Annotated in this window: 17 protein-coding genes; 6 read left to right on the top strand and 11 right to left on the bottom strand. The window is 64.0% G+C overall.

The window, feature by feature from the left end:
• Positions 1–25 precede the first annotated feature (25 nt).
• From F8G81_RS04880 to F8G81_RS04870, 3 genes are all read left to right on the top strand, one after another.
• Entirely contained in the window at positions 26–1204 is a 1179-nt protein-coding gene (locus tag F8G81_RS04880) for a Gfo/Idh/MocA family protein (protein ID WP_267277887.1), read from the top strand.
• A complete protein-coding gene (locus F8G81_RS04875; RefSeq protein WP_267277886.1) occupies positions 1201–2220 on the top strand; it encodes a sugar phosphate isomerase/epimerase family protein in 1020 nt (339 codons plus the stop codon). Before F8G81_RS04880 ends, F8G81_RS04875 begins: the two co-directional genes overlap by 4 nt.
• A gap of 108 nt (positions 2221–2328) precedes the next feature.
• Positions 2329–3351 (top strand): Gfo/Idh/MocA family oxidoreductase, encoded by a 1023-nt coding sequence (locus F8G81_RS04870; RefSeq protein ID WP_267277885.1) that lies wholly within the window; start codon positions 2329–2331, stop codon positions 3349–3351.
• Between the two features lie 106 nt (positions 3352–3457).
• Here the strand turns inward: F8G81_RS04870 and F8G81_RS04865 are convergent, their stop codons facing one another.
• From F8G81_RS04865 to F8G81_RS04825, 9 genes are all read right to left on the bottom strand, one after another.
• The gene (locus F8G81_RS04865) at positions 3458–4330 is read right to left on the bottom strand and encodes a sugar phosphate isomerase/epimerase family protein (protein ID WP_267277884.1); all 873 of its coding nucleotides are present in this window, start codon (positions 4328–4330) and stop codon (positions 3458–3460) included.
• A 39-nt stretch (positions 4331–4369) separates the two neighbouring features.
• Positions 4370–5383: a Gfo/Idh/MocA family protein gene (locus tag F8G81_RS04860; protein ID WP_267277883.1), complete on the bottom strand. Its 1014-nt coding sequence runs from the start codon at positions 5381–5383 to the stop codon at positions 4370–4372.
• A 35-nt stretch (positions 5384–5418) separates the two neighbouring features.
• Positions 5419–6330 carry a sugar phosphate isomerase/epimerase family protein gene (locus F8G81_RS04855; RefSeq protein ID WP_267277882.1) on the bottom strand — a complete coding sequence of 304 codons (912 nt, stop codon included), beginning with the start codon at positions 6328–6330 and terminating at the stop codon, positions 5419–5421.
• A gap of 23 nt (positions 6331–6353) precedes the next feature.
• Positions 6354–7865, bottom strand: coding sequence for a CoA-acylating methylmalonate-semialdehyde dehydrogenase (locus F8G81_RS04850; RefSeq protein ID WP_267277881.1), 1512 nt, complete (start codon positions 7863–7865; stop codon positions 6354–6356).
• A 47-nt stretch (positions 7866–7912) separates the two neighbouring features.
• A complete protein-coding gene (gene iolD, locus F8G81_RS04845) occupies positions 7913–9841 on the bottom strand; it encodes a 3D-(3,5/4)-trihydroxycyclohexane-1,2-dione acylhydrolase (decyclizing) (RefSeq protein WP_416377130.1) in 1929 nt (642 codons plus the stop codon).
• A 39-nt stretch (positions 9842–9880) separates the two neighbouring features.
• Entirely contained in the window at positions 9881–10822 is a 942-nt protein-coding gene (locus F8G81_RS04840; RefSeq protein ID WP_267277879.1) for a deoxyribose-phosphate aldolase, read from the bottom strand.
• Positions 10819–11820, bottom strand: a complete 1002-nt coding sequence (iolC, locus tag F8G81_RS04835) for a 5-dehydro-2-deoxygluconokinase (protein WP_267277878.1) — start codon at positions 11818–11820, stop codon at positions 10819–10821. The genes F8G81_RS04840 and iolC overlap by 4 nt, the downstream gene beginning before the upstream one ends.
• 201 nt (positions 11821–12021) lie before the next feature.
• Positions 12022–12426, bottom strand: coding sequence for a tautomerase family protein (locus tag F8G81_RS04830; RefSeq protein WP_267277877.1), 405 nt, complete (start codon positions 12424–12426; stop codon positions 12022–12024).
• 273 nt (positions 12427–12699) lie between these two features.
• A complete protein-coding gene (locus F8G81_RS04825) occupies positions 12700–13911 on the bottom strand; it encodes an MFS transporter (protein ID WP_267277876.1) in 1212 nt (403 codons plus the stop codon).
• Positions 13912–14070: 159 nt separating this feature from the next.
• Between F8G81_RS04825 and F8G81_RS04820 the strand changes: the two genes are divergently transcribed.
• The 3 genes from F8G81_RS04820 (at position 14071) to F8G81_RS04810 (ending at position 15533) form a co-directional block, all read left to right on the top strand.
• Positions 14071–14520 carry a MarR family winged helix-turn-helix transcriptional regulator gene (locus tag F8G81_RS04820; protein ID WP_267277875.1) on the top strand — a complete coding sequence of 150 codons (450 nt, stop codon included), beginning with the start codon at positions 14071–14073 and terminating at the stop codon, positions 14518–14520.
• Positions 14521–14694: 174 nt separating this feature from the next.
• Positions 14695–15054 (top strand): ArsR/SmtB family transcription factor, encoded by a 360-nt coding sequence (locus tag F8G81_RS04815; protein WP_267279124.1) that lies wholly within the window; start codon positions 14695–14697, stop codon positions 15052–15054.
• Complete coding sequence (locus F8G81_RS04810; RefSeq protein WP_267277874.1) at positions 15051–15533, top strand: SRPBCC family protein; 483 nt, start codon at positions 15051–15053, stop codon at positions 15531–15533. Before F8G81_RS04815 ends, F8G81_RS04810 begins: the two co-directional genes overlap by 4 nt.
• A gap of 89 nt (positions 15534–15622) precedes the next feature.
• Here the strand turns inward: F8G81_RS04810 and sucD are convergent, their stop codons facing one another.
• Together sucD and sucC are read right to left on the bottom strand one after the other, a co-directional pair.
• A complete protein-coding gene (sucD, locus tag F8G81_RS04805; RefSeq protein WP_267277873.1) occupies positions 15623–16525 on the bottom strand; it encodes a succinate--CoA ligase subunit alpha in 903 nt (300 codons plus the stop codon).
• 11 nt (positions 16526–16536) lie between these two features.
• A complete protein-coding gene (gene sucC, locus F8G81_RS04800; RefSeq protein WP_267277872.1) occupies positions 16537–17706 on the bottom strand; it encodes an ADP-forming succinate--CoA ligase subunit beta in 1170 nt (389 codons plus the stop codon).
• Positions 17707–17782 lie beyond the last annotated feature (76 nt).

Raw genomic sequence — 17782 nt, 5'->3', positions numbered from 1 at the left:
CGGCTGAATTTCGAAGGAGAAATCAATGGCTGAAAGCCTAGGCGTCGCCGTCATCGGCGCAGGCATGGCCGGCAAAGCCCACGCTGCCGCGTACCGCACGGCATCCGCCCTCTACAGCCCGGTGCTTCCCCCGGTGCGCCTGGTCTCAATCGGCGACGTCAACGCCGAGTTCGGCTCGTTGGCCGCCCGCCGTTTTGGTTATGAGCGCAACGACACCTCGTGGCAGGCGATCGCCGAAGCCGACGACATCGACGTTGTCAGCGTCGTGATCGCCAACTCCCTCCACCGTGAAGTGGTGGAAGGCCTGCTCGCCGCGGGCAAGCACGTGCTGTGTGAAAAGCCGCTGAGCGACTCACTGGAAGACGCCCGCGCCATGGCCGATGCAGCCCGCAGCGCCGCCAGCATCGCCCGGATCGGCTTCACGTTCCGCCGCACCCCCGGCATCGCGTACATCCGGGACCTCATCCGCAACGGCGTCCTCGGCAACGTCCTGCACTTCAGCGGCCGCTATTGGACAGACTACGGCTTCAGCCCTTCCGCTCCGATGAGCTGGCGTTACAAGGGCGGCCCAGGCTCCGGTGCCCTCGCCGACGTCGGATCCCACTTGGCCTACGTATCCGAATTCCTGTGCGGCGACATCAAATCCGTCACCGGCGGTCAACTGAGCACAGTCATCGGAAAACGCCCGCTGCCGCTCGCCGCCGTTATGGGCCATGACCATGTCGCCGTCAGCGACACCTTCGAAGCCGTCGAGAACGACGACTACGCTGCGTTCAACGCCGAGTTCGAAAACGGTGCCGGCAGCTTTGAAGTCTCCCGCGTCGCCGCCGGCCACGCCAACAGCCTCAACTTTGAAGTGTTCTGCGAAAACGGCGCCGCCAAGTTCGACCAGCGCCGCCCCGCCGAAATCCAGCTGTTCCTGAACGACGGCTCCGGAAACGAAAACGGCTACCGCCAGGTCATCCTCGGCCCGGGCCACCCCTACATCGCCGGCGGGCTGGCCATGGATGCGCCCGAGGTTGGCTTCGGCCAGAACGACGCCTTCGGCTACCAGGCCAGGGCGTTCCTCGAGGAAGTTGCCCGCCTCAGTGAAGAAGAATCCCTGCCCCGCTGCGCCAGCTTCGACGAAGGTGTCCGCAACATGGAACTGCTCGGCGCAGTCACAGAATCTGCGCTCAACAACGGAAAGAAGATCACGTTATGAAGCTCGGCGTCTACAACGCGATCCTGCACGACCGTTCCCTTCCCGAGGCCCTGAAGGTCATCGCGGACCTTGGCCTCACCGGCATTGAGATTAACACGGGCGGCTTCCTTCCTGCCGTCCATGTCCCCACCATGGACCAGATCCTGGAAAGCGACGCGGCACGGGACGACTACCTGGCAATTTTCGAAGGGACCGGCGTCTCCATCGCCGGCCTGAACTGCAACGGCAACCCGCTGCACCCCAAACGGGAGATCGGCGGGAAACATGCCGAGGACATCCGCCGCTCCATCCGTCTGGCCCACCGACTCGGCCAGAACCGGGTTGTCACCATGTCAGGCCTGCCCGGCGGCGAGCCCGGCGCCACCACCGTCAACTGGGTGGTTAACGCCTGGAACTCGGCGGCACTGGACGTGCTGGACTATCAGTGGGGCGTGGCCGCGGAGTTCTGGAAGGAAACCGACCGCCTCGCTGCAGACCACGGCGTCAAGGTGGCTCTTGAGCTGCACCCGCAGAACATCGTCTTCAACACTGCCGATGTCCGCAAGCTCATCGAGCTCACGGGTGCCACGCATGTCGGCGTCGAACTCGATGCTTCCCACTTGTTCTGGCAGCAGATGGACCCCGTGGCGGTGGTCCGCGAACTCGGTCCCCTGATCTTCCAGGCTGCCGCGAAGGATGTCAGGGTCAACACAGACAACGCCGCACTGTACGGCGTCCTGGACAACAGCTTCCGCAGGCTTGCCCCGGAAGAAAACCGCACCAACCTCGGCGGTGACGAGTGGGCGAACGAGTGGCCCAAGAAGTCGGCCTGGGACTTCGTGGCCCTGGGCCGCGGGCACGACACCGCTTTCTGGACCGAATTCCTGCGCGCGCTGCACGAGGTAGACCCGGAGATGCTGGTCAACATCGAGCACGAAGACGTGTCCTTGGGCCGGATCGAGGGGCTGGAAGTGGCGGCCAAGGTCTTGCGCGACGCTGATGCGGCGCTCTCCGCATCGTTGAACCTGACCGCCTGACGCATCACAGGACGGCAAACAAGCAGCAAGGGGGCATCGCTGGCGCGGCGTCCCCTTGCTGCTTTTTTGACTGAGCGGCAGACCCCCCAACAGCTAAGGAACAGAAAGATGCGCATTGGCATTGTCGGATACGGAGTAGGCGGCCGTTACTTCCATGCTCCGTTCATTGAAGCCGCCGACGGAGTGGAACTCGTTGGCGTCGTGGCCCGTTCGGGGCCGAAGAAAGCCCAGATTGATGCGGACTTCCCCGGGCTGCCGATCTACGGGAGCCTCGCTGAGCTGCTGGACGTCGGCGTGGATGCGGTGACGATCACCACGCCACCGCACACGCGCCAGGAGCTTGTCCTGGAAGCCATCAAAGCCGGCGTACATGTTGTGGCAGACAAGCCCTTCGCCCCCAACGCCGACGCGGCGCGGGAACTGGCAGTGGCCGCAGCCCATGCAGGCGTTGTCCTGAACGTCTACCATAACCGGCGGCGCGACGCCGATATCCTCACGCTGGCGAACGTCCTGGCAGCCGGGGAACTTGGTCAGCTGTGGCGGGTCCATTCGACCATGGACCAGGACAACGCGGACAGCCTGGAACTTGGAACCAGCGGTGGGCTGCTTCGGGATCTCGGCAGCCACCTGGTTGACCAGATGCTGTGGCTGCTGGGGCCGGCGACTCATGTGCATGCCACCTTGCACTGGACGGATCGCTTTGGGGAACGCACGGATTGCGGCTTCGTTGTCACCATGACGCACGCGTCCGGAGTCGTTTCCACGGTGTCCGCCAGCAAACTGAACCACTCCAGCATCCGCGAGCTGCGCGCGTACGGCAGCAACGGCAGCTACATGGCAGCAGGTGCCGACGTCCAGGCAGACGCCGTATTCGCCGGGCGCAGGCCCGCAGAGGAACCGGCCACGTGGGGAATCGATGCGGCTGAAAACTGGGGAACCCTGGCGACAAGGGCGGGCCGCAAGACCATTGCCTCCGCGCAGGGAAACTACGCGGACTTTTACACGGAGTTTGCCCGGGCAGTCCGCGTCGAAGGGCCCGAACCCGTCCCTGCAGCGGAGGCGATCCAGACACTGGAGGTCCTGGACGCGGCCCGCCGCAGTGCGCAGGAAAACGCGGTAATCGCGCTGTAGCACCCTCTCTCACTTTCTGCACGTTTTCCCGGATCCCTCTCTCACCGGGTGAGAGAGGGATCCGGATTTTCCTGCAGGAAGTGAGAGAGCGTCCGCTACTCCGCCGTTAGTTGACCTGCGCGACGTACTTGCTCATGGCCTCCAACTGGTATCGGGACACGTCGTCAGCGTTCTCATCCTCGGCAAAGACACTGGACACCATCACGGTGTTGTCCTTGTCCAGGAAGCCGATTTCCTTGAGGCCGCCGAAGAACTCGTCCCAGTTGACGTCGCCGTCGCCGATCTTCAGGTGCTGGTGCACCCGGACGGCGTTTCCGGGAGGGTTGGTAATGTAACGAAGGCCGTGGGAGGCGTGGTGGTTCATGGTGTCCGATACGTGGACCAGGCGCAGCTTGTCTCCCGCTGCCCGCATGATTTCCAAGGGCTGGTTGCCCATGTGGAAGGAGTGTGAAGCCACATAGACCATGCCGATGTTGGGCGAGTTTACGCCGCGGATGACGCGGATGGCGGCCAGGCCGTCTTCCACGAAGTCATCCGGGTGCGGGTCGATCAGGACATCCAGTCCCTCGCGCTCGATGATCGGCAGCAGTTCCTCCATGGAGCGGTAGAAGGCGCGTTCGGATTCCTCGGCCTTTTCCGGGCGTCCGCTGAATTCCGTGTTCATGGTGCTGACACCCAGGTCGACCGTGATCTGGATGGCGCGCTTCCAGTAGCGGACGGCCGCTTCGCGGGCATCCTCGTCCGGTCCGGACCAGCGCAGCACGGGAAGCACCGAGGCGATTTCGACGCCGGCATCCTTGCAAGCCTTGTTCATTTGGGCCACGAGCTCATCGTCGGCCTTGGGGTGGTTGTAGAAAGGGATCATGTCTGCATGCGGCGTCAGTTGCAGGTACTTGTAACCCAGATCGGCTGCCACGCGCGGAAATTCCAGCAGCTTGTGGCTGTGGTGGTACGGGGTGGGGTCAAGGGCAATCTTCACGTGGGACACTCCATTGTGGATCAGTCAGGTGAGGGGCGTTTAGTTGTACAGGTCAGGCTTGGTGTTGAGCCGGACCGTGACCTTTTCGCCGGACTTTTGGGCCTCGACGCCCGCCTCGCAGCAGGCGGCGGTGGCGTAGCCGTCCCACGCGGTGGGACCGCCGATTTCACCGCGGCGGGCGGCATCGGCCCAGGCCTGGACCTCGACGTCGTAGGCGGCACCGAAGCGGTCCTCGAAGCCCGGGGCGACTTTGCCGCCCCATCGGCCTGCCGTGCGGACGTACGGGCCGCCGTCGCCCCCGATGTTGACGATGCCGTCCTCGAAGGAGGCCTGGGTGGCCACTTCGTAGCCGAACTTGGCGTTGACGTAGATCTCGACGTCGGCCAGGACACCGGATTCGGTCTCCAGCAGGACGTGCTGGGGGTCGTGCTGGCCGGCGGGTGCATTCCTCGTCGCCTTGCCGAGCCGGACCTGCACGGAGGTGATTTCCTCGCCGGTGAAGAAGCGGATGGCGTCGAATTCGTGCACGACTGAGTCGTTGATGAGCATCTCGTTGGTGAAGCCGGGCGGGGTGTTGGGGTTGCGGTGCTGGTGGTGGAGCATCAGCAGCTCGCCGAGTTCGCCGTCGCGGATCATGGATCCCAGGGCAGCATATTCGGCGTCGAAACGGCGCATGAATCCTACCTGGATGCGTTTGTGGCCCAGCGCTGTTTCCGCCTGGACAATCTTCCACGCGCTTTCCGCGTCCGGCGTGAGCGGCTTTTCGCAGAGGATCGGGAAATCCTTCGCCAGGGCCTTGTAAAGGATGTCCTCGTGCAGGAAACCCGGTGTGGCAATGAGGACGGCGTTGACGTCACCGTTGTTCAGCGCCTCATCGGCATCCATCAGAGCAACCGCGCCGGGAATGCCCTCGATGGCTGCCTGCGCACGTGCCAGGTCGACGTCGACGACGGCGGCAACTTCGGCGCCGTGAATGCGCGTGCGGAGGCGCTGGATGTGGTCCGCGCCCATGCGGCCGGCGCCGATGACGGCGACGCGAAGGGTTTCAGTCATGGATCTTCCTTACGTTCTAGTGTGCTTGGGCGGCGTCAGTTGACGGCGGTGCGGGAACCGCAGGACAGCAGGTAGTTGCGGGTGCGCTTGGCGATCGGCATGGGGACGTCGAACGCTACCGGGTACATGTCCTGCTCTACAATTCCGAAGATTGGCCGGTTCAGCGCCTCAACGGCTTCAATGACAGCGCGCAGGTCCGGCAGACCGTTCGGTGGCTCCGTCATCACGCCGGCCAGGTTGGCAGCGGCCCAGGTCATGTTTTCCTCGTTGACCCTTTTCAGAATGTCCGGGTTGATCTGCTTCAAGTGCAGGTAGCCGATCCGGTCCGGATAATTCTTGATCAGTTCAAGGCTGGAGGCGCCGCAGTATTCGGCGTGGCCGGTGTCAAGGCACAGGTTCAGGTACTTGGCGTCCGTGGCGGCCAGGAGGGTTTCGATATCCTCCTGCGCTCCCACGTGGGAATCGGCGTGCGAGTGGAACTGCTGCTTCAGACCAAAGTCCTCCAGCAGGGTCTTGCCCAGGCGATTGTGGCCTGCGAACAGCTCGCTCCATGCCTTCTCCGTCAGCTGGCCGCTTTCTACGGCTTCTCCGGTGACGTCGTCGCGCCACATGGCCGGGATGACCACGATGTGCTCACCGCCCATGGCTGCCGTGAGCTCAGCAACCTTGCGGGCCGGCTCCCACGCCGTCTCCCACTGGTCCAGTCCGCGGTGGAACGCGGTGAACACCGTTCCAGCAGTGACCTTCAGATCGCGGGCTTTGAGTTCCTCGGCCAGCCGGCTTGGATCGTTCGGCAGGTAGCCATAGGGACCGAGTTCGATCCACTTATAGCCGGATTCGGCCACTTCGTCGAGGAAACGCTCCCAGGGGGTCTGCTTGGGGTCGTCCGCGAACCAAACGCCCCAGGAGTCGGGTGCGGTGCCGATGATCAGCTTGTTCTCAGTCATGACAGCGTTGTCTCTCTCTGGTGTCAGTTGGAGGGGAAGTTGTAGGAGGCGCCGGAGGCGTGGGTGGGTTCTGGCCAGCGGGAGGTGATGACCTTGCCGCGGGTGTAGAAGGAGACGCCTTCGGGGCCGTAGATGTGCTTGTCGCCGAAGAGGGATGCTTTCCAGCCGCCGAAGGAGTGGTAGGCGACGGGGACGGGCAGGGGCACGTTGATGCCGATCATGCCGACGGTCACGGAGCGCTGGAATTTCCGGGCTGCTGCGCCGGAGGAGGTGAAGATGGCGGTGCCGTTTCCGTACGGGTTGGCGTTGATCAGCTTGATCCCTTCCTCGAGGTCCTGAACGCGGACGACGACGAGGACGGGGCCGAAGATTTCCTCGGTGTACGCGGTCATTTCGGTTTTGACGTGGTCGATCACGGTGGGTCCGACCCAGAAGCCGTCCTCGTGGCCGGGGACCACCAGGTCCCGGCCGTCCACCACCATCGCCGCGCCCGCGGTTTCTGCTTCGGTGACGATCCGTACGATCCGGTCCCGGGACTCGGGCGTGATGACGGGACCCATTTCGGCGCCGGGTGCGGTGCCGTTGTTGACCTTCACGGCCAGGGCGCGCTCTTCGACCTTTTTGACGATCAGGTCCGCGGCGTCCCCGACGGCGACGGCGACGGAGATGGCCATGCAGCGTTCCCCGGCAGAGCCGAAGGCTGCGGCGGCGAGGTGGTCTGCGGCGTTGTCCAGGTCGGCGTCCGGCATGACGATGGCGTGGTTTTTCGCCCCGCCCAGGGCCTGGACCCGTTTGCCGTGTTTGGTCGCGGTTTCCTGGACATACTGGGCGATCGGGGTGGACCCAACGAAGGAGATTCCGTCCACGTCCGGGTGGGTGAGCAGCCCGTCCACGGTCTCCTTCCCGCCGTGCAGGACCTGGAACACGCCGTCGGGCAGGCCGGCGTCCTTCCACAGCTTCGCGAGCAGCATCGACGCTGACGGGTCACGTTCGGACGGCTTCAGGATGAAGGCGTTGCCGGTCGCGATGGCCATCGGGGCCATCCACAGCGGCACCATGACGGGGAAGTTGAACGGTGTGATGCCGGCGACGACGCCGAGCGGTTCGCGGAAGGAAAACACGTCGATCCCGGTGGAGACCTGGTCCGAGTAGTCACCCTTGAGCAGCGTGGGGATCCCACAGGCGAACTCCACCACTTCCAGGCCGCGGGCGATCTCGCCCTTCGCGTCCGAGAGGACCTTCCCGTGCTCGGCCGTGATCAGCTCCGCGAGCTCATCCACATGCGAAGCAACCAATTCGCGGAACTTGAACAGCACCGCCGTGCGCTTCGCCAGCGAAATGTCACCCCACGAATCAGCAGCGGCACGGGCAGCGGCCACCGTGGCATCAAGATCCGCACGGTTCGCCAGGCGGAGTTCACCGGAGACAGCGCCGGTAGCCGGGTTGTAGACGGGCTGGGTGCGGTCGCCTTCACCGGCGCTTTCGGCACCGTTGATGAAGTGCTTGATGGTGGTGGTCTCAGTTGTAACAGTCATGGCGTCTCTTCCTTGAGGTGCTAAGCGTGTGGTGGTGGTGCAGGAGGTCAGCCGAGCAGCTTGCGCTGTCGGTTCTTATGGTCCGTGTAGGTCTCGAAGGCCTGCTTTGTGGAGTCAAGCTCGGAGACCTGCGAGACGGGAACATCCCACCAGGACTCGGAGGACGGTGCGTCCAGGAGCGGGTCGGATTCGACGTGGATCAGGATAGGCCCGCCGCCCTCGGGGGCGGCCTTGGCGTCGCGGATGGCCTGTTCGAGTTCGGCGATGACCTTCTCCCCCGGCTCGATCCGGATCACCTTCACGCCCAGGGACTCGGCGTTCAGGGCCAGGTCAACGGGCAGGGTCTCGCCTTCGTCGAAGCTGTGCTGTTGCTCGTTCAGGGCCCGGTACTGGGTGCCGAACCGCTGTGAACCGAGCGATTCGGAGAGCGAGCCGATGGAGGCGTAGCCGTGGTTCTGAATCAGGACCACGATCAGCTTGATGCGTTCGGCGACGGCGGTGACGAGTTCGGTGTGCATCATCAGGTAGGAGCCGTCCCCCACCATCACGACGACGTCGCGCTGCTCGCCGCCGCGCGCGGCCTCGGCCAGGGCTGCGCGTTTGACGCCGAGGCCACCGGGGATTTCGTAGCCCATGCAGGAGTAGGCGTATTCCACGTGGTAGCCGAAGGGGTCCCGGACCCGCCACATCTTGTGCAGGTCCCCAGGCAACGAGCCCGCCGCGCAGATCACGACGTCTGCCGGGTCCATGGCTCGGGAGGTGGCGCCGATGATTTCGTTCTGCGCGGGCAGCGGCGTGAAGCGGGTATCGAAGGCAACATCGACGGTGGCGTCCCAGCGCTTCTTCTCCGAGGCGATCTGCTGTTCCAGGTCCGCGCCGACGCGGTAGCCGTCGAGGGCTGCGTTGAGTTTGACCAGGGCTTTGCGGGCGTCGGCCACAATCGGGAGGGTGGTGCCGTGCTTGTACGCATCGATCGGGGCGACGTTGATGTTGATGAAGCGTACGTCCGGGTTCTGGAACGCTGTCCGGGACGCGGTGGTGAAGTCCTCGTACCGGGTGCCGATGCCGATGATCAGGTCCGCCTCGGCGGCGATGGCGTTGGCCGCCGTCGTGCCCGTGGAGCCAATGGCTCCGAGGGAGAACCTGTGGTCCCACGGCAGGACACCGACGCCGGCCTGCGTGTTGCCCACCGGGATCCCGGTGAGTTCAACGAATTTGGCGAGTTCGTCGTTGGCGTAGGCGTACAGGACGCCGCCGCCGGCGATGATCAGCGGACGCTTCGCGGCACGGATGGCCGCTGCGGCGCGGGCGATGTCGTCGTCGTCGGCGTCGGGGCGGCGGATCCGCCACTCCCGCTCGGCCAGGAACTCCTCCGGCACGTCGAACGCCTCGGCCTGGACATCCTGCGGCAGTGAGATGGTGACCGCTCCGGTCTCGGCCGGGTCCGTCAGGACCCGCAGGCCGTGGTGGAACGCGGAGAACAGCTGCTCCGGCCGAGTCACCCGGTCAAAGAACTTGGACAGCGGCCGGAACGCATCATTGACAGTGATGTCATAGGCGTAGGGCAGCTCCAGCTGCTGCAGGACCGGGTCCGCGGCACGGGTAGCGAACGTGTCGGACGGCAGCAGCAGCACCGGGAGGCGGTTGGTGGTCGCCAGCGCTGCGCCGGTGAGGAGGTTCGAGGAGCCGGGCCCGATCGAGGTGCTGATCGCGAACGTCTGCCGCCGGCGGGTGTGCCGGGCGTACCCCACGGCCTGGTGCGCCTGTGCCTGCTCGTTCCTGCCCTGGTAATACGGCATGATCGCCGGGTCAAGCTGCTGATACTGCTTCAACGCCTGCCCGACGCCGGCCACGTTGCCGTGCCCGAAAATACCGAACGTGCCGGGGATCAGCCGTTCCCGGAAATCCAGCCCGCCGACAGTGTCCACGGTGTACTGCTTGGAAAGGTATTCCACCACGGCCTGGGCCACGGTCATGCGGCGGGTCCCGGTTACTGTTCTCGTCCCCATGGGAAGTTACTCCGATACTTCTTCAGATGCGGTGTGGTTAAGGAGGGAGGCGGCTGTGGCCACCGCGCCGGCGACGTCGCCGTCCGCCGGGTACAGGAGCGTCCGACCAACGGTGAGGCCCTGCACGCCCGGGAGCGCCAGAGCGGCTTCCCACGTGGCGAAGACTTCATCCTGGGTGCCGTCGGGGTCTCCGCCCAGCAGCACGGTGGGCATGGTGGTGGCAGCCATCACGCGCTCCATGTCGGCCACCACAGGCAGCTTCATCCACGTGTAGGCGCTGGTGGAGCCAAGGCCTTCGGCGATGGCGATGGACTTGATCACGGCGTTTGTGGACAGGTCATTGCGGACTTTGCCGTTCTCGCGGATTGACAGGAAGGGCTCCACCATGGCGATCAGCTTGCGTTCGGCGAGGGAGTCGATGGCCTTCGCGGTCGCTTCGAGCATCGCCACGGTGTCCGGGTCCCCGAGGCAGATACGCGTCAGCATCTTCCCGCCGTCGGCGCCCAGGGCTTCCAATGCTGCGGCGGTGTGGCCGGTGAAGCGGTCATCGATCTCGTTGACCAGCCCGGAGAGCCCGCCGCGGTTCATCGACCCGAAGATCAGTTTGCCTTCAAGTGCGCCGAGCAGCAGCAGGTCATCCATGATGTCCGGCGAGGCGAGCACACCGTCCACATCCGGGTTGGCCAGCGCAACCTGTAGCCGGTCCAGCAACTGCCGGCGGTCTGCCATCGCCACAGGATCATTCCCGACGGCGAGGGCACCGCGGGCGGGATGGTCGGCAGCGACAATGAAGTTCTGCCGGCCGTACCGCAGCCCGGGGTGGCGGCGCCGCGCCTTGGCAGCGCGGGCAACAGCGTCCGGATCTTCCAGCCGGATGGTGCTCAGGTGCGAGTAGCGGCGGGGATCATCGTCCACTTCTACGGTGGCGGCCCCAAGGTTGATGCTCACAGTGCCGCTCCTTCCGTGGCGAACTGGCCGGGGACCAGGCGGCCGTGTTCGGCCAGCAGCGAGGTGACCTCATCCGGCGTCGGCATGGCGTCTGCACAAGACAAGCGGGAGGCAACAATTGCGCCCGCAGCGTTCGCGTAGTCCAGGACCTGGGCCAGCGGCCACCCGGACAGCAGCCCGTGGCAAAACGCACCGCCGAAGGAATCCCCGGCACCCAGGCCGTTGAGCGTCTCCACAGGGACCGGAGCGGAAACTACGCGCTCGGTCCGGGTCTTGGCCATGACGCCGTCAGGCCCAAGCTTGACCACGGCAATTTCAACACCTGCGGCGAGCAGGCGGTCCGCCTGTTCGTCGGGCGTTCCTTCCCCTACGGCAACAGCGCATTCCTTGTCATTGCCGATGGCAACGGTGACGTGCGGCAGGACCTTGGCAATTTCGGCGCGGGCTTCCTCTTCAGAGGCCCAGAACATCGGACGGTAATCAAGGTCCAGGATGGTGAATTGGCCGTCTTTAAGGCCGGAGTGCGGGCGTGCTTCGTGGGCCTTGATATGCGCTTCGCGGCTGGGCTCCTGGCACAGGCCGGTCACGGTTGACCAGAAGATGCCGGCGTCGCGGATCGCGTCCAGGTCCAGCTCGTCCGCCTGGATCTGCAGGTCCGGGGCGGTGGGGAAGCGTCCGTAGAAGTAGAGCGGGAAGTCCTCCGGCGGCTTGATCGCACAGAAGGTCACAGCCGTGGGCCACTCCTCCACGGGCGTAACAAAGGAATCGTCAACGTTGAACTTCTTCAGTTCCCGGTGCAGGTAGGTCCCGAAGGCATCGTCGCCGGTGCGGGTGATCACACCGGTCCGGCGGCCGTGCCGGGCTGCGGCCACGGCAACATTCGACGGCGACCCGCCAAGGTACTTCCCAAAGGACGTCACATCCTCCAGGTTCACCCCAATGTCGTTCGGGTAGATATCAACGCTGATGCGCCCGATCGTGAGCAGTTCGTGGGTCACGGTAATCGCGGACCTTTCTGTTAGAACTCTGTACCTGTGAGCAGCTAGAGCTCCGGCTCCGGCCCCCGTGATCGGGGCCACAACCACTACTTTGCCCTAGAAAACATGTCCTGTCAAAGGTTTGTACTGACATACTTACAACCGGATTTACGTCCGCGAATTGCAGCCCCGAAGGCAGCTCTGTGGGGGCCTCGGGGAGAACTACCTTCCGGGCACCGCCAGCTCGCCCGTGACATATTGGGCCCGCCCAAAGCCAAAGGACCAGTCGTCGGCGGAGTTCTCCACATAGCCAATAAACACATCCTCACCGGCGATATCCAGCTCCGCCAACCGGCCTGCGATGGCCGCAAAGAGGGATTGCTTCGCCTCCCGACTCCGACCGCCCTGGGTGAATATCTGGATCATCACCACATCCGAAGTGCGCTGGAAGCCGAGCCCGGCGTCCTGGGCCACAATTTGCCCCTGCGGATGCTCCGTAAGGACATGGAAATAGTCCCGGTCCGGGATTTTGTATTCACCGAGGATCGCGTCATGGATCCCCTGGCTGAGGCGGCGCAGTTCTTCAGCGCTGCGTCCTTGATTCACATCGATGCGTACGAGTGGCATTTCCATCTCCTTCGGTTTGTCCTGACATACTAACAAAGTTCTGGTGGTGTAGGCAACGACTCGGCAGCCTGGCGGCCAGCCCGCAGTGGCATTCCCAGCAGCCAGTTGGAAACCAGTACGACGACGGACGGTCACCGTTGCAGCGGTAATGACCATCCGTCGTCATACTTATGCAGTTGTGCGGCTACTCACCTCCGCCGGCAAGTGCATGGCTCACAGCGGCGGTGGTGTCGTCATGGGGTTCTCCTGCTGGGTGGGATAAGAAAGCACGGCCTAGGAATGGACGGTGACAGGCTCGGCGGTAACGGGTCCGCCAATGTATATCTGCTGCGCCGCGCCCCGCTGGGCTCGGGCGGCTGCGATGATCATCACGCCGAGTCCAAGCAGGGTGATGGCGGCGCCGGCCCAGATGGGTGAGGTGTAGCCGAGCCCTGCGGTGATGGTCACACCGCCCAGCCAGGCTCCGAGGGCGTTGCCGACGTTGAAGGCTCCAATATTGGCCCCCGAGGCCAAGGTGGGGGCACTGCTGGCATATTTCATGACGCGCATCTGCAGGCCTGGGACGGCGGCAAATCCAAAGCCGCCCATCAGGACTATGGAGGCGACCGTGAGGACCTGACTGGCGGCAGTCAACGCAAAGGCCACCAGGACCACCACCAGGACGGCGAGTACCACCACAAGGGTGCGGTCCACGTTCCGGTCCGCCGCTTTGCCGCCCAGAGTGTTTCCGATGAAGAGCCCCACGCCGAAGACGATCAGGAGCCACGGCACAGTGGACGCCGCGAACCCGGAGACCTCGGTGAGCGTGAATGCGATATACGTGAAGGCGCCGAACATGCCGCCGTAGCCGAGGATCGTAACCAGGATGGAGAGCCAGACTTGGCCCGACCGGAAGGCCCGCAGTTCACTGCGCAGGGTTCCCAGGACAATGTCCCCGTGGCCGGTGTTGGGAATCAGGGTCAGGATCCCGGCCAGGGCGATGACGCCAATAACTGTGATGGCCCAGAAAGTGGAGCGCCAGCCTGCTGCCTGTCCCAGCATGGTGCCGAAAGGCACGCCCAGGACGTTGGCGGCGGTGAGGCCGGTGAACATGATGGCGATGGCACCGGCCCTCTTAGTGGGAGCCACCATGTCTGCAGCCACCACGGCACCGATGCCGAAGAAGGCGCCGTGGGCCAGTGCGGCAATGACGCGTCCGAGCATCATCATCCCGTAGCCGGGGGCGATCGCGGAGATCAGGTTACCGCCGATGAACAGCACCAGCAAAACCGCCAGGACTGGTTTGCGTTGAAACCGGGTGACGGCCGCGGTGAGCAGCAAGGCGCCAACAACGACTGCGAGGGCGTAGCCGGAGATCAGCCAGCCTGCGGTGGCCTCGCTGACCTGGAAGTCAGCGGCAACCTCGGGCAGCAGGCCCATGATGACGAACTCAGTGAGTCCGATGCCGAACCCGCCGACGGCGAGGGCTATCAGGCCAATGGGCATGAGGTACTCCTTCGAAACTATATGGGAGAAGATAAGCTATTAGTTGCAGACGCGTTGTTTATTGTTGCACGCGCAAATATAACGCGCAAACAACTATTATCACGCAGGTCCGCACGTATGCCTTTGGGCAGCCGGACAGCATCGGAAGAGGATAGGGAAATGGGTATCAAGGACGACGCCGTAGAGGTCAGGGCGCAGGGTTGGCGCACTCTCGCGGCGCTGCACGGGTTGATCGAAGGTGAGCTGGAACGCTCACTCCAGGCCGAATCACAGTTGTCGGTGGTGGAGTACACCGTGCTGGACGCACTCAGCCGGCAGGACGGCTGGCACATGCGTATGCAGCAACTGGCCCGTGCCTCCGCCCTCAGTGCAAGCGCCACCACGCGCTTGGTCAACCGGCTCGAGGACAGGGGCCTCCTGACCCGGATCCTTTGCGCGGACGACCGCCGCGGAATCTACACCGAATTGACGGCAGGCGGGATCAAACTGCTGGAGGAAGCCCGGCCGGTGCACGATGCCACACTGGAACGCGCCCTGGCCGAGGCCCGGGAGGTTCCCGAATTGGCCGCCCTGGTGGACGCCCTTCCCGGCCTGCACGCCTCGGTCTAGCCCCTACACTCCCGCGCTAGTCATCGAGTTTTCGTCAAGATAGCGCCCACAAGCACATCATTGGCAGCTCCTGACAAAACCCCTTGACCGGAGGCCGCAGCGGGCATAGATTTGTAATCAACCAATTCATTGATCAATGAAACGGTTGACTTGCAGCAGAAAGGCCTGACCTCGATGAACGCGGACCCCGAATCCCTGGACTCGGCCTTTATGGCCTTGGCCGATCCGGTGCGCCGCAGCATCATCGCCCGCCTCAGCCGGGGTCCGGCCACTGTGAACGAACTTGCGGAACCCTTTGAGATCACCAAACAGGCGGTCTCAAAGCACATCCAGGTCCTCGAGCAGGCGCAGCTGGTGACCCGTACCCGGGACGCACAGCGCCGGCCCGTCCACCTGAATCCCGCACGGCTGGAGGCGCTCACAGCATGGATCGACCAATACCGGTTGGTCCGCGAGGGGCAGTTCCGCAGCCTCGACGCCGTGCTCCAATCGAAGGCCGCAGCCAGCGGCAAGCAGGCAAAGGACTCATCATGAGCAATTCCCTGAAACTCAACATCCCGGAAGGCCTCCCCTTCATCGACTTCGAGCGGGAGTTCGACTACCCGGTGGCCGACGTGTTCCGCGCCCACAAAGAGCCAGAGCTCATCGCCCAGTGGCTGGGCCCGCGCGGATACAAAATGGACGTGGACCACTACGATTTCCGCACCGGCGGCAGCTACCGCTACCTCCACACGGGGCCGGACGGCGTTGGCTACCAATTCAGCGGCGTCTTCCACACCGTCCGCGACAACGAGTTCGCCATTCAGACCTTCGAATTCGGCGGCTACCCCGACGTGGTCAGCATCGAATTCCTCACCTTCGAGGATCTGGGTGGAGGGCGCTGCAGGGTCCGGGGCCACTCCGTCTATCCCACCATGGAGGCCCGCGACGGCATGGCGCAATCCGGTATGGAGGGCGGCATGACGGAAGGCTACGAGCGGCTTGATGAGCTGCTCAGCGGCGCTAAAGTCTAGGACCTACAAACAGAAAAAGCGCGGGGCCACCTCCGTCCTGAAGGACGGCAGGTGACCCCGCGCATTTGGTGCTGTACGGCTTTTGGAACCTAGAGGGCTGCGTAAACTTCGCGCAGCAGGGTGGCGGTCTCGGACGGCGTCTTGCCGACCTTCACGCCGGCGGCCTCGAGCGCTTCCTTCTTGGCCTGGGCGGTTCCAGCGGAACCGGAGACGATGGCGCCAGCGTGGCCCATGGTCTTGCCTTCGGGTGCGGTGAAGCCGGCCACGTAGCCAACAACGGGCTTGGTGACGTTGGCCTTGATGAACTCGGCGGCACGCTCTTCAGCGTCGCCACCGATTTCGCCGATCATGACGATCGCCTTGGTCTCGGGGTCAGCCTCGAACGCGGCCAGGGCGTCGATGTGCGTGGTGCCGATGATGGGGTCGCCGCCGATGCCGATGGCAGTGGAGAAGCCAAGGTCGCGCAGTTCGTACATCATCTGGTAGGTCAGGGTTCCGGACTTGGAAACCAGGCCGATGGGGCCCTTGCCCGTGATGTTGGCCGGGGTGATGCCAACCAGGGCCTCACCCGGGGTGATGATGCCGGGGCAGTTCGGGCCAATGATGCGGGTGACCTGGTTGCCGTCGGCGTCAAGCTTGGACTGGGCAAGTGCCCAGAACTCGGCGGAATCCTGGACCGGAACGCCTTCGGTGATGACCACGACCAGGCCGATGCCTGCCTCGATGGCTTCCACAACGGCGTTCTTGGTGAAGGCCGGCGGGACGAAGACGATGGAGACGTCAGCGCCGGTCTCGGCCATGGCTTCCTTGACGGTGCCGAAAACGGTGATTTCGTTTTCACCATGCAGCACGGTGGTGCCGGCCTTGCGGGCGTTGACGCCGCCAACAATATTGGTGCCGGCCTTCAGCATAAGCGCGGTGTGCTTGGTGCCTTCGCCGCCTGTGATGCCCTGGACGATGACCTTGGAGTCCTTGTTCAGATAGATAGACATGGTGCGTCCCTTTACTTAGCTGCGTTGGCGAGCTCGGCGGCCTTGTCGGCGCCCTCGTCCATGGTGGCGGCCAGGGTAACCAGCGGGTGGTTGGCCTCGGCCAGGATGCGGCGGCCTTCCTCGACGTTGTTGCCGTCGAGGCGGACTACCAGCGGCTTGTTCGCGGAGTGGCCCAGCTCAGCCAGCGCACCAACGATGCCCTTGGCGACGGCGTCACACGCGGTGATGCCGCCGAAGACGTTCACGAACACGGACTTGACCTGCTCGTCGCCCAGGATGACGTCGAGGCCTGCAGCCATGACCTCGGCGGAAGCTCCACCGCCGATGTCCAGGAAGTTGGCGGGCTTGACGTTGCCGTGGTTCTCTCCGGCGTAGGCAACGACGTCCAGCGTGGACATGACCAGGCCGGCACCGTTGCCGATGATGCCCACTTCGCCGTCCAGCTTGACGTAGTTGAGGTCCTGGGCCTTGGCCTTGGCCTCAAGGGGGTCAGTGTCTTCCTTGTCTTCAAGGAGGGCGTGCTTGGCGTGGCGGAACTCAGCGTTCTCGTCAAGCGAGACCTTGCCGTCGAGGGCCACGATTTCGCCTGCACCGGTCTTCACCAGCGGGTTAACCTCAACCAGGGTGGCGTCTTCCTTCTTGAAGACGTCCCAGAGCTTGAGGATCACAGCGGCCACCTTGCCGCGAAGTTCCTCAGCGAACCCTGCGGCTGCAACGATTTCGTCAGCCTTTGCCTGGTCAATACCAATGGCAGGATCGATGGCAATCTTGGCCAGCGCTTCCGGGCGTTCTACGGCGAGCTGCTCGATGTCCATGCCGCCTTCTACCGAGCACATGGCCAGGTAGTTGCGGTTGGCACGGTCCAGCAGGACGGAGAAGTAGTATTCCTCGGCGATGTCGGCACCTTGGGCAATCATCACCTTGTTGACGGTGTGGCCCTTGATGTCCATGCCCAGGATGTTGGTGGAGTGCTCAAGCGCCTCATCGGCGGTCTTGGCAACCTTCACGCCGCCGGCCTTACCGCGGCCACCGGCCTTAACCTGGGCCTTGACGACAGTTACGCCGCCGATCTTCTCGGCTGCTGCCTTTGCTTCTTCTGGGGTGTACGCCACGATGCCAGCAAGCACGGGTACACCGTGCGCCTCGAACATATCGCGCGCCTGGTATTCAAACAGGTCCACGGTTTAGTGTCCTTCTACGTCGAAGTAGTTTCTGTACAGTCGGACACCATCGAAGACGATGACCGGGCTGCGGATT

This window comes from Arthrobacter sp. CDRTa11 (genome assembly GCF_026427775.1).
GTDB lineage: Bacteria > Actinomycetota > Actinomycetes > Actinomycetales > Micrococcaceae > Arthrobacter.
Note: the sequence above shows the minus strand (reverse complement) of the source record. Positions and strands in the feature narration are given on the sequence as shown.

Bases quoted from the DNA above. Each gene is read 5' to 3' on its own strand.
- iolD (WP_416377130.1), bottom strand. From the start codon at position 9,841: ATGACCGTGGCCCAGGCCGTGGTGGAATACCTTTCCAAGCAGTACACC.
- F8G81_RS04860 (WP_267277883.1), bottom strand. From the start codon at position 5,383: ATGACTGAAACCCTTCGCGTCGCCGTCATCGGCGCCGGCCGCATGGGC.
- F8G81_RS04810 (WP_267277874.1), top strand. From the start codon at position 15,051: ATGAGCAATTCCCTGAAACTCAACATCCCGGAAGGCCTCCCCTTCATC.
- sucD (WP_267277873.1), bottom strand. From the start codon at position 16,525: ATGTCTATCTATCTGAACAAGGACTCCAAGGTCATCGTCCAGGGCATC.
- F8G81_RS04820 (WP_267277875.1), top strand. From the start codon at position 14,071: ATGGGTATCAAGGACGACGCCGTAGAGGTCAGGGCGCAGGGTTGGCGC.
- F8G81_RS04870 (WP_267277885.1), top strand. From the start codon at position 2,329: ATGCGCATTGGCATTGTCGGATACGGAGTAGGCGGCCGTTACTTCCAT.
- F8G81_RS04880 (WP_267277887.1), top strand. From the start codon at position 26: ATGGCTGAAAGCCTAGGCGTCGCCGTCATCGGCGCAGGCATGGCCGGC.
- F8G81_RS04875 (WP_267277886.1), top strand. From the start codon at position 1,201: ATGAAGCTCGGCGTCTACAACGCGATCCTGCACGACCGTTCCCTTCCC.
- F8G81_RS04815 (WP_267279124.1), top strand. From the start codon at position 14,695: ATGAACGCGGACCCCGAATCCCTGGACTCGGCCTTTATGGCCTTGGCC.
- F8G81_RS04830 (WP_267277877.1), bottom strand. From the start codon at position 12,426: ATGCCACTCGTACGCATCGATGTGAATCAAGGACGCAGCGCTGAAGAA.
- F8G81_RS04825 (WP_267277876.1), bottom strand. From the start codon at position 13,911: ATGCCCATTGGCCTGATAGCCCTCGCCGTCGGCGGGTTCGGCATCGGA.
- F8G81_RS04850 (WP_267277881.1), bottom strand. From the start codon at position 7,865: ATGACTGTTACAACTGAGACCACCACCATCAAGCACTTCATCAACGGT.
- F8G81_RS04855 (WP_267277882.1), bottom strand. From the start codon at position 6,330: ATGACTGAGAACAAGCTGATCATCGGCACCGCACCCGACTCCTGGGGC.